13 protein-coding genes are annotated in these 13296 nt (G+C 70.0%); 11 read left to right on the top strand and 2 right to left on the bottom strand.

Going from position 1 to position 13296, the window contains the following annotated elements; translation table 11 throughout:
* Positions 1-28: 28 nt before the first annotated feature.
* The 6 genes from ACO06I_RS21010 to ACO06I_RS20985 all read left to right on the top strand — a co-directional run bounded on the left by ACO06I_RS21010 (position 29) and on the right by ACO06I_RS20985 (position 5671).
* A complete protein-coding gene (locus ACO06I_RS21010) occupies positions 29-1555 on the top strand; it encodes a UbiD family decarboxylase (protein ID WP_421934567.1) in 1527 nt (508 codons plus the stop codon).
* Between the two features lie 76 nt (positions 1556-1631).
* A complete protein-coding gene (locus ACO06I_RS21005) occupies positions 1632-2039 on the top strand; it encodes an MAPEG family protein (protein ID WP_421934566.1) in 408 nt (135 codons plus the stop codon).
* Between the two features lie 97 nt (positions 2040-2136).
* Positions 2137-3468 carry a TldD/PmbA family protein gene (locus ACO06I_RS21000; protein WP_421934565.1) on the top strand — a complete coding sequence of 444 codons (1332 nt, stop codon included), beginning with the start codon at positions 2137-2139 and terminating at the stop codon, positions 3466-3468.
* Complete coding sequence (locus tag ACO06I_RS20995) at positions 3465-4259, top strand: 3'(2'),5'-bisphosphate nucleotidase CysQ (protein ID WP_421934564.1); 795 nt, start codon at positions 3465-3467, stop codon at positions 4257-4259. Before ACO06I_RS21000 ends, ACO06I_RS20995 begins: the two co-directional genes overlap by 4 nt.
* Before the next feature lie 22 nt (positions 4260-4281).
* Positions 4282-4518, top strand: coding sequence for a DUF4170 domain-containing protein (locus ACO06I_RS20990; RefSeq protein ID WP_421934563.1), 237 nt, complete (start codon positions 4282-4284; stop codon positions 4516-4518).
* 94 nt (positions 4519-4612) lie between these two features.
* On the top strand, positions 4613-5671 hold the full coding sequence (locus ACO06I_RS20985) for a hypothetical protein (protein ID WP_421934562.1): 1059 nt from the start codon (positions 4613-4615) through the stop codon (positions 5669-5671).
* Positions 5672-5674: 3 nt separating this feature from the next.
* Here the strand turns inward: ACO06I_RS20985 and ACO06I_RS20980 are convergent, their stop codons facing one another.
* Entirely contained in the window at positions 5675-6340 is a 666-nt protein-coding gene (locus ACO06I_RS20980; RefSeq protein ID WP_421934561.1) for a fused DSP-PTPase phosphatase/NAD kinase-like protein, read from the bottom strand.
* Between the two features lie 111 nt (positions 6341-6451).
* Here ACO06I_RS20980 and ACO06I_RS20975 point away from each other — a divergent pair, with 111 nt between their 5' ends.
* Genes ACO06I_RS20975 through lpxK form a run of 5 tightly spaced genes read left to right on the top strand, consistent with a single transcriptional unit; the run spans position 6452 to position 12199 of the window.
* The gene (locus ACO06I_RS20975; RefSeq protein WP_421934560.1) at positions 6452-8230 is read left to right on the top strand and encodes an ABC transporter ATP-binding protein; all 1779 of its coding nucleotides are present in this window, start codon (positions 6452-6454) and stop codon (positions 8228-8230) included.
* The gene (locus ACO06I_RS20970) at positions 8227-8928 is read left to right on the top strand and encodes a lysophospholipid acyltransferase family protein (RefSeq protein WP_421934559.1); all 702 of its coding nucleotides are present in this window, start codon (positions 8227-8229) and stop codon (positions 8926-8928) included. Before ACO06I_RS20975 ends, ACO06I_RS20970 begins: the two co-directional genes overlap by 4 nt.
* A 30-nt stretch (positions 8929-8958) precedes the next feature.
* A complete protein-coding gene (locus tag ACO06I_RS20965; RefSeq protein ID WP_421934558.1) occupies positions 8959-9930 on the top strand; it encodes a cation diffusion facilitator family transporter in 972 nt (323 codons plus the stop codon).
* Positions 9927-11192, top strand: coding sequence for a 3-deoxy-D-manno-octulosonic acid transferase (locus ACO06I_RS20960; protein WP_421934557.1), 1266 nt, complete (start codon positions 9927-9929; stop codon positions 11190-11192). Before ACO06I_RS20965 ends, ACO06I_RS20960 begins: the two co-directional genes overlap by 4 nt.
* Positions 11189-12199 (top strand): tetraacyldisaccharide 4'-kinase, encoded by a 1011-nt coding sequence (lpxK, locus tag ACO06I_RS20955; protein WP_421934556.1) that lies wholly within the window; start codon positions 11189-11191, stop codon positions 12197-12199. Before ACO06I_RS20960 ends, lpxK begins: the two co-directional genes overlap by 4 nt.
* On the opposite strand, the gene ACO06I_RS20950 is transcribed toward lpxK, so the two are convergent.
* Positions 12189-13262 carry a phosphotransferase family protein gene (locus ACO06I_RS20950; RefSeq protein WP_421934555.1) on the bottom strand — a complete coding sequence of 358 codons (1074 nt, stop codon included), beginning with the start codon at positions 13260-13262 and terminating at the stop codon, positions 12189-12191. The genes lpxK and ACO06I_RS20950 overlap by 11 nt on opposite strands.
* Between the last annotated feature and the right edge of the window lie 34 nt (positions 13263-13296).

The following is a 13296-nucleotide window of genomic DNA, read 5'->3' as shown; positions in this document are numbered from 1 at the left end:
TTCCGCCCGCACATCTCTGGGAGCATTCATGGCCTATCGGTCCTTGCGGGACTTCATCGCCAAGCTGGAAGCCGCCGGCGAGCTGGTGCGGGTCAAGGAGCCTGTTTCGTCGGTCCTCGAGATGACCGAGATTCAGCGCCGGATGCTGGCGACGGGCGGGCCGGCAGTGTTGTTCGAGAACGTCACCCGCGCCGACGGCGAGCCCTCGGGCATGCCCTGTCTGGTCAACCTGTTCGGCACCGTCAAGCGGGTAGCGATGGGGGTCACCCTGGAGGGCCGCGAGCGCACAACCGCCGCCGACCTGCGCGAGGTGGGCGAACTGCTGGCCTTCCTGCGCAGCCCCGAACCGCCCCGCGGCCTGAAGGACGCCTGGGACATGCTGCCGCTCGCCAAGACCATCATGGCCATGCGCCCGGCGACGGTGAAGAAGGCGCCCGTGCAGGAGATCGTCTGGACCGGCGACCAGATCGACCTTTCCAAGCTGCCGATCCAGACCTGCTGGCCCGGCGAGCCCGCCCCTCTGATCACCTGGCCCCTGGTGGTGACCAAGGGCCCCTCGGAGGACCGGGAGGACGACTACAATCTCGGCATCTACCGGATGCAGGTGCTGTCCAAGGACCGCACCATCATGCGCTGGCTGGCCCATCGCGGCGGCGCCCAGCACCACCGCCGCTGGAAGAGCGCCGGCAAGCGCGAGCCCCTGCCCGCCTGCGTGGTGATCGGGGCCGATCCCGGCACCATCCTGGCCGCCGTGACCCCGGTGCCTGACACGCTTTCAGAGTACCAGTTCGCCGGCCTGATGCGCGGCGCCAAGGTGGAACTGGTGGCCGCCAAGACCGTGCCCCTGCTGGTGCCGGCCGAGGCCGAGATCGTCATCGAGGGCCACGTCCTGCTGGACGAGTACGCCGACGAGGGCCCCTACGGCGACCACACCGGCTACTACAACTCCGTCGAACAGTTCCCGGTCTTCCAGGTGAGCGCCATCACCATGCGGAAGAACCCCATCTACCTGACCACCTTCACCGGCCGGCCGCCGGACGAGCCCAGCGTGCTGGGGGAGGCGCTGAACGAGGTCTTCATCCCCCTGCTGCGCCAGCAGTTCCCGGAGATCGTCGACTTCTGGCTGCCGCCGGAGGGCTGCTCCTACCGCATCGCCGTGGTCTCCATGAAGAAGGCCTACCCCGGCCACGCCAAGCGCGTGATGATGGGCGTCTGGAGCTATCTGCGGCAGTTCATGTACACCAAGTGGGTGATCGTCGTGGACGACGACATCAACGCCCGCGACTGGAAGGACGTCATGTGGGCCCTGTCGACCCGCATGGATCCGGCCCGCGACATCACCCTGATCGAGAACACCCCCATCGACTATCTCGACTTCGCCTCGCCCGAGAGCGGGCTGGGGTCGAAGGTGGGCCTGGACGCCACCAACAAGTGGCCGCCGGAGACCCATCGCGAGTGGGGCGAGAAGCTGGGCATGGACGAGGCCACGGTGAAGCTGGTGACCGAAAAGTGGTCCAGGCTTGGCCTGCCCGGCGGCGGAGCGCCTGTCACCTAGGGGTGCATAGGCTTGCCCTTTGCCGATTTCCGACCCCAACTGCGCGCCAGCCCGGGGGGGCCGAGGGACTGAGACCATGGACGCAGTGACATCGACATCCGGCAACGCCGCGGCCCTCTGGGTCGGGCTGCACATGTTCCTGGTGCTGGTCCTGTCCCTGCTGGTGGTGCGCCAGCGCCAGAAGCACAAGGTGGCCCTGGGCGACGAGGGCATTCCGGAGCTGGCCCAGGCCATCCGCGCCTTCGGCAACGCCACCGAATACATCCCCGCCGCCATGGCCGGCCTCGCCGTCCTGGCGCTGGTGAACGCCCCGACCCTGGCCATCCACCTGGCGGGCTTCGTGATGTTCGTGGGGCGCGGCCTGCACGCGGTGGGTCTGTCCAACAGCGGCGGCACCTCGTTCCCGCGGGCGATCGGCGTCCTGATGACCTGGCTGGCCTATGTCTTCATCGGCGTGGCCCTGCTGTTCTACGCCATCGCCTGAGCGTGACAGACGAAAGTGGAGGCGGTTTCGCCGTCCGTCGCGCGCACGAGAGGGCGCCGGGCTTGCCCCGGAGCCTCCGCCCGGCCATATCCACCGCATGGAAGAGAGCCTCTTAGCCGATGTCGTCGCCGCCGCCCTGAAGGCCGGCGCCGATAGCGCCGAAGCCGTGGGCGCCGAGCGCGCCGCCCTTGGGATCAATGTCCGCCTGGGCAAGCTGGAGGAGGTGGAGCGCGAGGAGTCGCGCGACCTAGGCCTGCGGGTCTTCGTTGGCAAGCAGCAGGCCACCGTGTCGGGCTCCGACATCTCGGCCGACGCCCGCGCCAAGCTGGTGGAACGCGCCGTGGCCATGGCCCGCCTGGCGCCCGAGGATCCCTATTCCGGTCTCGCCGACCCCACCCGCCTGGCCAGGGGCCCGTTCCCCGACCTTGATCTCTATGACGCCGCCGAGCCGACCCCCGAACAGCTGGAGGACCGCGCCCGCGCCGCCGAGGACGCCGGCCGCGCCATGCCCCGCGTCACCAATTCCGACGGCGGATCGGCCTCCACCTCCTCCGGCCAGTGGCGGCTGGTGACCTCCGGCGGCTTCTCCGGCGTGCACCGCGCCTCGAGCTATTCCATCGGCGTCTCGGTGATCGCCAGCGAGGGCGACGAGATGGAGGGGGGCTATGATGGCCGTTCCACCCGCTGGCAATCCGACTTGCCCACACCGGAGAGCATCGGCGCCGAGGCTGGCCGCCGGGCCGCCGCCCGGCTTGGGGCCCGAAAGATCGACTCCACCACCGCCCCCGTGATCTTCGAGAACCGCCTGGCCATGTCCCTGATCGGGCCGTTGATCGGCGCCATCTCCGGGCCCTCCATCGCGCGTGGCAATTCCTTCCTGAAGGACAGGCTGGGCCAGCAGATCTTCGCCAAGGGGATCACGGTCACCGATGACCCGCACAAGGTTCGGGGCCTGGGCTCCTCTCCCTTCGACGACGAGGGGGTGGCCAACCGCGCCTGGAACCTGATCGACGACGGCGTGCTCACCACCTGGCTGATGAACTCCTCCTCGGCCCGGCAGCTGGGCCTGGAGACCACCGGCCACGCCTCCCGCGGCCTCGCCGGCCCTCCCGGCGTCAGCACCACCAACCTGACCCTGCTTCCCGGGGACAAGGACCAGGCGGACCTGATGGCGCAGGCGGGCAAGGGGGTGCTGATCACCTCGATGTTCGGCCCCTCGCTGAACGCCAACACCGGCGACTGGTCGGTGGGCTGCGCGGGCTTCTGGTTCGAAGGCGGCGAGCTGGCCTATCCGGTGACCGAGATCACCGTGGCCGGCAACCTGATCGACATCTACGCCCGCCTGATCCCCGGCTCGGACCTGGAGTTCCGGGGTTCGGCCAACGCGCCCTCGATCCTCGTCGACGGCCTGGCCATAGCTGGTAAATGAGCCGAGCCGGCGCGGACCTCGACCTGATCGTCGCCGCGGCCCGCGAGGCCGGAGACCTGGCCCTGCGCCTGCGGGGCGAGGGCCTGTCGGTGGAGATCAAGGCTGACAAGACCCAGGTCACCAATGCGGACCTCGCCACCGACGCCCTGCTGACCGAGCGCCTGCGCGGGGCCAGGCCCGACTACGGCTGGCTGTCTGAGGAGACCGCCGACAACGCCGACCGCCTGGCCAACCGCCGCCTGTTCGTGGTGGACTCCATCGACGGCACCCGGGCCTTCATCCGCGACCGGCCCTGGTGGGCGGTGTCCGTCGCCGTGGTGGAGGACGGCCTGCCCATCGCCGGCGTGGTCTTCGCCCCCGACGTCGGCGAGACCTACACCGCCATCGCCGGCCAGGGCGCCTTCATGAACGGCGAACCCATCCGCGCCAGCGACGTCGACCTGGTGCACGGGTGCGGCATGATCGGGGACCAGCGGATGTTCGAGCATCCCGCCTGGCCCGAGCCCTGGCCGGCGATGCGGATCGAGGCCCGCAACTCCACAGCCTACCGCATGTGCCTGGTGGCCTCGGGGGCCTTCGACGCCGCGATCGCCATCGTGCGCAAGAGCGACTGGGACCTGGCCGCCGCCGACCTGATCGCCCGCGAGGCCGGCGCCTATTGCGGCGACCACCTGGGCCAGCCCTTCGCCTACAACCGGGCCAATCCCTCGCAACCGAGCCTTGTCTGCGCCGCGCCGCGATTGGCGCCATTGATCCTTAACCGGGTCTCGCATATCGCCTTGAGGAATTGATTCATCTCGGAAAACCTCAGCCATGCCCGATAAGCAGCTCCTGCACCTCGTCATCGGCGGCGAACTTGAAGACCTCGAGCACAACACCTTCCGCGACCTCTCCAAGGTCGACCTGGTGGGCGCCTACGCCAGCCACGCCGAGGCGGTCGCCGCCTGGCGCACCAAGGCCCAGTCGACGGTGGACAACGCCCTGATGCGCTACTTCATCATCCACGCCCACAAGCTGCTCGACCCCGACAAGGACGAGCACCAGCACTAGACCGCCACCGGCGGGCTCTCGTCTGCGGCGAGCCGTCTGGCCCTCAACTTCCGCTTGCCCTAATCTGGGCGGCGGAAGTTCGGGGATCACGATCATGAGCGGCGAGAGTTCCGAGCCGGCCACCAGCCGCGCCCGTCACGAACTCGGTCAGATCTCCGAGTCCGACTACATCAATCCCAGTCCCGAGCGGCAGGCCGAGCTCAGCGCCGAGATCGACCGCTACTACAACACCCCGCTGGACATGTTCCCGTTCTCGGAACACGCCCGCAAGCCCGACCGCTTCTACGACTTCTACGAAGCCAGCATCGACGAGCGCTTTCCCGGCGATCGGGACATCCGCGACGTCATCAGCCGCTATGGCCGGGCCTTTTTCGGCTCCCTTGTGGGCTATGTGGCCGCCAAACGGGTCCTGCTCGCCCTGGCGCTCTTCTGTCTTTGGCTGATGGCCGTGGAGGGACCGGCGATGGTGGCGGGGATGGGCCTGGGCGGCCTGGCCCAGGTGGCGGCGATCCTCGCGACCATGCTGCTGATCCTGCCGGTCTATGCCGGGATCAATGCGCTGGTCTTCCAGCAGTACCGGATCAGCCTGGAGAACCGCAGTTACGAGTTGTCGCGGCTCATCGTCCAGCGGACCCGGGAGTTGCAGAACCTCTACACTACCCTGCGCGCCCTGCCCGACCAGGAGGAGACCCGCCACGTCAACGCCGGCAAGGCCTGGGGCGCGCGCTCGGCCTATCTGGTGCGGCTGATGATGTGGGTGGCCCAGCGCATGGAATATCTGGAGAAGTTCATCCAGGTGGAGATGTGGCGGGTGCGCCGCGAACGCTACTGGATCAACTGGGCCGGCGGCATCCTGGTGGTGCTGATCCTGGCGGCCTGGATCGCTCTGCTGGTCCTGCAAACCGGCCAGACCATCGCCGCGGCCCCCTGGGCCTTCCGCCTGTTCCAGGGCGTGGCCCTGGTGCTCGGGCTGGGCCTGGCCTGGGCCAGCTACCACTTCTGGAAGACACCCCTGAACCTCGCCCGCGACAAGCTGGGATCGGAGGCCTGGATCCGCTACGCGACGCTCGATCTGGACAACACCATCGGCGACCAGATCAGCCGCGATAAGGAACGGCTGGTGGAGTACCTGAACCTGAACAAGGGCCGCTGAGGCCTATTCCCGCTTCAGCAGGCCCTCTGTGAGCAACCGGCCCCACATCTCGCTGCGGAAGTCGGCCTTGATCGCCGCCTCGTCGTAGGCCGGGCTGTCGACCCATTCCAGGAAGGTCTGACCCTTCGGCCCGCCCTCGGCCAGGTAGCGCTCGAAGGTGTAGTCCAGCACCCCGGTCTTGCCGTGCTTGATGTGCAGGTACTTCAGCGACAGCTGCTCCAGGGCCTCGCGGATCGGCTTGCCCTGCCGGAAGTGCATGTAGAAGACGCTCATGATCCCGGCCCGGTCCGCCCCGGACTTGCAGTGCATCAGGGCCGGATATTCGATGGTCTCGAAGAGCTCCTTCGCGCCATGAACCCGGGCGCGGCTGGGGACCTCGCGGCTGGTGATGGTGAAGTCCACCATCTTCAGGCCCAGGCGCTGGCAGGCGTCCTTCTCCAGGGCGTGGAAGCTGGCGTCGAACCCGCCCCGCAGGTTGATGATGGTCTTGATCCCGCGCCGCTTCCATTCGGCCAGCTGGAAGGGCCAGGGCTGGTTGGTGCGCACCAGCTCGTCGCTGACCCAGTGGGCGTTGGAAAAGGCCAGCCGCAGATAGGCATGGTCGTTCCACAGGTAGTTCAGCGTGGTGGAAAGCCGCCCGCCGGGGGATTTCAGATCGAATTCGGCCAAGGGGCGCTCCAGAAGACTGCCCCCTAACTAGGCGTTTGTGCGCCCTTGCGAAAGACCGCCGCGACAGCCCGCCGCTTGACTTCGCCGCCCTGACAGCCGACCCCAAGGACGATGACTGCGCCTGTCTCCGACGCCGCCGAGCTTCCGGCCCGCACCCTGATCGCGCGGATCGCCAGGGTCTATATGCGGCCCCGGTGGAAGGCCTGGACGGCCGCCATGGTGGCGGCCATCGCCGTGGCCTTCCTCTCGGCCAAGCTGGTGCAGATCTTCGAGCCGGCCATCAACGACCTGCTGGTCAACCACAAGCCCGGCGCCCTGGTGATGGTGCCGCTGACCATCGGCGCCCTGGCCATCGGCCGGGCGCTGGCCCAGGTGATCCAGGCCTCCCTGGTCAACCAGATCGGCAACGCCGTGGTGGGCGACGTCCAGGTGCAGCTCTTCGGCAAGCTGGTCCGCGCCGACCTGGCCCACCTGCGCACCCAGCACTCCGGGGCCTATGTCTCCTCGGTGCTCTACGACGCCAGCCTGATCCGCGAGGCGGCGACCTCGGGCGTCATCAACTACACCCAGCACCTGCTGACCGTTATCGGGGCCGTGACGGTGATGGTCTCCAACGACCTGCTGTTGTCGCTCACCTTGGTGGCGGCGGCCCCCATCACCGGCTTCATCATGCGCCGGTTCTCCAAGCGCACCTCCAAGGCCGCCAAGGGCGCCATGGCCGAGACCTCGGCGCTGTCGACAGCGATCATGGAGAGCCTGGACGGGGTGCGGGTGGTGAAGATCGAGAACCGCGAATCCTATGAGGAGGCCCGGGTCGCCGAGGTGGTGCAGCGCCGCCAGAAGCATTTGGTGAAGGGCGCCAATGCGCGGGCCCGCGCCGCCCCGGCCACCGAGCTGGTGATGACCCTGATCACCGCCGCGGTCATCGCCTATGCCGGCTGGCGCTCGCAGTCAGGCGCCATGAACGTCGGCGCCTTCATGGCCTTCATCCTGGCCCTGGGGCTGGCCTCCCAGTCCCTGCGCCAGCTCTCCAACCTGCAAACCGTGATGGCCGAGGGCCTGAGCGCCGCGCGGCGGCTGTTCGCGGCCCTGGACGTCGAGCCGGAGGTGCGCGAGCACGCGGGCGCCGGCGCCCTGCCGCGCGGCGACACCACCATCCGCTTCGAGGGCGTCGGCTTCTCCTACGCCGACGGTCCCCCGGCCCTGCAGGACGTCACCCTGGAGGTCCATCGCGGCGAGACGGTCGCCCTGGTGGGGCCCTCGGGCGGCGGCAAGACCACCATCCTCAACCTGATCCCCCGCTTCTACGACGCCACCGCCGGCCGGGTGACCATCGACGGGACCGACATCCGCGACGTGACCCTGTCGTCCCTGCGCGCCCAGATCGCCCTGGTGACCCAGGAGCCCTTCCTGTTCGACGACACGATCCGGGCCAACATCGCCTATGCGCGTCCCGAGGCCAGCCAGGAGGAGATCGAGGTCGCGGCCCGCGCGGCGGCGGCCCACGAGTTCATCCTGTCGCTACCGGGCGGCTACGACACCCTGGTGGGAGAGGCCGGGGCGCGGCTGTCGGGGGGGCAGCGGCAGCGGATCGCCATCGCCCGAGCCTTCCTGAAGGACGCCCCGATCCTGCTGCTGGACGAGGCCACCAGCGCGCTGGACACCGAGAGCGAGGCCCAGGTCCAGGCGGCGCTCGCCCGCCTGATGGCCGGCCGCACCACCATCCTGATCGCCCACCGCCTGTCCACCGTGCGCGGCGCCGACCGCATCTATGTGATCGACAAGGGCCGGGTGGTGGAGACCGGCGACCACGGCTCCCTGATCAAGAAGCGCGGCCTCTACGCCCGCCTGGCGCGCAGCCAGGATCTCGAGGCCGAGACCGCGGCGTGAAGAAGTTCATCCGCAGACCCGCCGTCCAGGCGTTCCTCGGCTGGGTGCTGGCGGGCTATATGAGCCTGATCCGCCACAGCGTGCGCTGGCGGCACGAGAACCTCGAGGGCGCCAATGCGGTCCTGCGCGCCGAACCCGGGGTCATCGCCCTGCTCTGGCACGGGCGCATCCCGGTGGCGCTGACCGTCGCCCCGATCCTCAAACAGACCAAGCTGGCCCACTGCCTGGTGTCGCCTTCGGCGGACGGCGAGTTCTTCGCCCAGGCCATGGCCCACAACGGCTTTCCCTCGATCCGCGCCTCCTCGGCCAAGAAGGGCGACTCGGCCAAGGCCCGGGCCGTGGTGGCCGCCTTCCGCGAGGCCATGGCCTGGGTGAAGGGCGGCGGGGTGCTGATCGTCACCCCCGACGGCCCGCGCGGCCCCAACGAGGTGATGGCGCCCGGCGCCCTGCAGATCGCCAAGCGCACCGGGGCGCCGGTGCTGTTGGTGGGCCTGGCGGCTTCTCCGGCCAGGCGGCTCGGGAGCTGGGACACCGCCATGGTGGCCGCCCCCTTCGGCAAGGGCTCGGCGATCTGGGAAGGCCCTTATTACGTCCCCGCCGACGCCGACGACGCGGCCATCGAGGCCCTGACCGCCGACTGGGCCTCGAAGCTCTCGGCGGCCACCCGGCAGGCGGAGTCCCGGGTGGCGGCGGATTGATCCGCCGCCCGCTCGGTGAGACATAGGGGCATGGCCCACGATCACCACGATCACTCCCACCACGACCATGATCACCACCACGATCATGGCGCCCACGGCCATGCGCACGATCATGGCCACAGCCACGCGCCGAAGGACTTCGGCCGCGCCTTCGCCATCGGGGTGGCGCTGAACTTCGGCTTCGTCCTGGCCGAGGTGGGGGCCGGTCTCTGGTCGGGGTCCCTGGCCCTGCTGGCCGACGCTGGCCATAACCTTTCGGACGTGCTCAGCCTGCTGCTGGCCTGGGGCGCCACCATCTTGGCCCGCCGGGCGCCGAGCGCGCGGCGCACCTACGGCCTGCGCAAGGCCACCATCCTGGCGTCCCTGGCCAACGCCGTCCTGCTGCTGGTGGCCGTGGGGGTGATCGCCTCGGAGGCGGTGCGCCGCTTCGCCGAACCCGCCGACGTCGCCACCCTGCCGGTGATGATCGTCGCGGCCATCGGGGTGGTGATCAACACCGCCACGGCCCTGATGTTCATGCGCGGCCACGACGACCTGAACGTCCGCGGCGCCTTCCTGCACATGGCCAGCGACGCCGCCGTCAGCCTGGCGGTGGTGGTGGGCGCGGGCGTCATGGCCCTGACCGGCCTGGGCTGGATCGACCCGGCGCTCAGCCTGGGCATCGCCGTGGTGATCGTGCTGGGCACCTGGGGCCTGCTGAAGGACTCGGTGAACCTGGCCCTGGACGCCGCCCCCAAGGGGATCGACGTGGGCGAGGTGCGATCCTGGCTGACGGCCCTGCCCGGGGTCACCGACGTCCACGACCTGCACGTCTGGGCCATGAGCACCACCGAGACGGCCATGACCGCCCACCTGACCCGGCCGACCAATCCCGACTGCGACGCCTTCCTGCACGCCGCCTGTGAGGGCCTGGCCAAGCGTTTCAACATCGGCCACTGCACCCTGCAGGTGGAGATGGGCGGGGCGGAGGTGTGCCGCCTCTCGCCCGCGGAAGCCGTGTGAGACGCCCGCTCTCCCTCACCCTATACGCCGCCGCCCTAGGCCTCCTGGAACCCTGCGCCCGGCCGCTGCTGCGGCGGCGGGTCAAGGCGGGCAAGGAGGACGCGGCCCGCCTGGAGGAGCGGCTGGGGCGCTCCGGCCTTCCCCGCCCCGACGGTCCCCTGGTCTGGCTGCATGGGGTGAGCGTGGGCGAGACCATGTCCCTCCTGCCCCTGGTGGAAGCCCTGGCCGCGCGTCCGGGCCTGACCCTGCTGGTGACCTCCGGGACCCGGACCTCGGCCGATCTGCTGGCCAAACGGCTGCCGGAGGGCGTGATCCACCAATACGCGCCGGTGGACGCGCCCGGCGCCGTGGCCCGCTTCCTCGATCATTGGCGGCCAAGCCTCGGGATTCTGGTGGAGAGCGAACTCTGGCCCAACCTGATCCTCGGCGCCCGTGAGCGCGGGGTGAGGCTCGCCCTGATCTCGGCGCGGATGACCCAGGCCAGCGCCGACGGGTGGGCCCGGATGCGCGGCGCGGCCACCGCCCTGCTGGGCGCCTTCGACCTGATCCTGCCGCAGGAGGCGGAGACGGCCGCGCGGCTCCAGGCCCTGGGGGCCCGCACCGGGCCGCTGCTGAACCTGAAGACGGTGGGCGACGCCCTGCCCTGCGACGCCGCCGAGCTGGCCCGGCTGAAGGCCTCGGCCGGCGACCGCCGCGTCGTGCTCGCCGCCAACACCCATGCGGGCGAGGACGAAATCGTCATCGCCGCCGTCCGTGAGGCGGCCCTGGCCGACAGCCTGCTGGTGATAGCCCCGCGCCATCCCGCCCGGGGCGAGGCCGTGGCGGCCCTGCTGCGGACCGCCGGCTTCCAGACGGCCCGGCGGGCGGCGGGCGAGGCGCTCACGGCGGCGACCACCGCCTATGTCGCCGACACCCTGGGCGAGATGGGCCTGCTCTACTGCCTGGCCGACGTGGTGGTGATGGGCGGCGCCTTCCTGCCCCGGATCGGCGGGCACAATCCCCTGGAGCCCGCGCGGCTGGCGCGGCCGATCCTCACCGGCCCCCACGCCTTCAACGCCACCGCCCTCTACGCCGACCTCCTGGCCCTGGCCGCGGCGATCGAGGCGCCGGACGCCACCACCCTGGCCCGTCACCTGAGGGGCCTGGCGGACTATCCCCGGATCGGCCAGCGCATGGGCGAGGCGGCCCTGGCCTACGCCGAGAGCCAGGAAGGCGCCCTGGACCGGGCCATGACCCTGCTCGAACCTCTGCTGCCCGCATGAAGCTGCCCACGCCCCGATGGTGGTACGTCCGCGACGGCGCGCCGGCGCCGGTGGCGCGGACCCTGCTGAAGCCGGCATCCTGGATCTGGGCGGCGGTGACGGCGCGGCGGATCGCGCGGACCGTTCCCCTCGATCCCGGCGTCCCGGTGATCTGCGTCGGCAACCTCACCGCGGGCGGCACGGGCAAGACCCCGGTGGTGCGCGAGCTGCTGAAACGCCTGCGGGCGCGGCATGTGGAGGCCCAGGGCCTGTCGCGGGGCTATGGCGGCTCCCTGGAGGGTCCGGTCCAGGTGGACCCGGCCAAGCACGCCGCCGCCGAGGTGGGGGACGAGCCGCTGATGCTGGCGGCCGACGCGCCGATCTGGATATCGCGCGACCGGGCCAAGGGCGCCCTGGCCGCCGCCTGGGCCGGCGCCCAGGCCCTGGTGATGGACGATGGCCACCAGAACCCCTCGGTGAAGAAGTCCCTGTCCCTGGTGGTGGTGGACGGCGAGACGCGCAACAACGAATGGCCGCTCGGAGACGGCGCAGTGTTCCCGGCCGGTCCCCTGCGCGAGCCCCTGGCCGTGGGCCTGGCCCGGGCCGATGCGGTGATCCTGATGCTGCCCTCGGACCTGGAGGCGCCCGATCCCGAACTGATGGCGATGTTCCCCGGCAAGCCGGTGCTGATCGCCCGCCTGGCGCCCGTCGCCCCGCCGCCATCAGGCCCGCAGGTGGGGTTCGCCGGGGTCGGCAAGCCGTGGAAGGTGGAGCGCTCCCTGCAGGCCGCCGGCTGCGACCTGAAGGACTTCGCGCCCTTCCCCGACCACATGGCCTATGACGAGGCCACCCTGCGCCGCCTGGCCGAACGGGCGGCCACCTTCGGCGCGGGTCTGGTGACCACCGAGAAGGACTGGGCCCGCCTGCCGACCGACTGGCGCGCGCGGATCACCGCCTGGCCGGTCCAGGCGGTGTTCGAGGACGAGGCCGCGCTGGAGGCGCTGCTCGACCGGGCGCTCAGGCCTTAGCCCCGGCCTTCTGTGCGTAGGTCCAGCTGGCCTTGGCCAGCAACGGCACGCGCAGGGCCATGGCGGCGGCCTGCGGGCTGTTGGCCGTGCCGTCGCGGGCGCGGCCCACGATCCCCTGACAGATCCCGGCCAGCCGGAACATGTTGTAGGAGAAGAACCAGTTGAGGTCGTGCAGGGCCTCGCGATTGGTCAGCCGGCAGTATTCGGCGACATACTCGTCGAGGGTCGGGATGCCGTGCGCCTTGAGGTCCGGGATGGCCGAGATGCCGCCATTGACCCAGTTCATCAGCAGATAGGTGAAGTCGGCCAGGGGCTCGCCCAGGGTCGAGAGCTCCCAGTCCAGCACGGCGACGACCCGCGGCTCGGTGGCGTGCAGCACCATGTTGTCGAGGCGGTAGTCGCCGTGGACGATGGAGGTGCGCTCCTGCTCGGGCAGGCTCTGGGGCAGCCAGGTGATCAGCCGCTCCATCTCCTCGATGTGCTCGGTTTCGCTGGCCTTGTACTGCTTGGTCCAACGGTCGACCTGACGGCCCATATAGTTGCCGGGCCGGCCGTAGTCGCCCAGGCCGATGGCCTCGTAGTCGGTGTTGTGCAGGTCGGCCAGGGTCTTGAGCTTGGCCATGTAGATGGCGTGCCGCTCGGCCGGCTCGTACTGCGGCAGGCTCTGGTCCCAGAGGATGCGGCCCTCCACCATGTCCATCACGTAGAACATGGTGCCGATGACGCTGTCGTCGGTGCAGAGCCCCCAGGACTTGGCCACCGGGAAGCCGGTGGTGTGCAGGGCGGTGATCACCTTGTACTCACGGTCCACCGCGTGGGCCGAAGGCAGCAGCTTGCCCGGCGGCTTGCGGCGCAGGACGTATTTCTTGCCCGGGGTCACCAGCTGATAGGTCGGGTTGGACTGGCCGCCCTTGAACTGGCGCACCTCCAAGGGACCGGCATAGCCCTCGACGTTGGCCTCCATCCAGGCGGCCAGAGCGGCCTCGTCGAACCGGTGGCTCTCGACGACTTCCTTGGTGCCGGTGTTGAGCTGCTCGCGAGCCTGCTCGTCTGCGTCGGCCATGAGCGTTCCCCTTGTTCTCTTACGCGTGTTTGAA

This window comes from Phenylobacterium sp., from assembly GCF_965229015.1.
GTDB lineage: Bacteria > Pseudomonadota > Alphaproteobacteria > Caulobacterales > Caulobacteraceae > Phenylobacterium.
The sequence above is the reverse complement of the archived record's forward strand: the minus strand, read 5'-3'. Positions and strand labels throughout refer to the sequence as shown.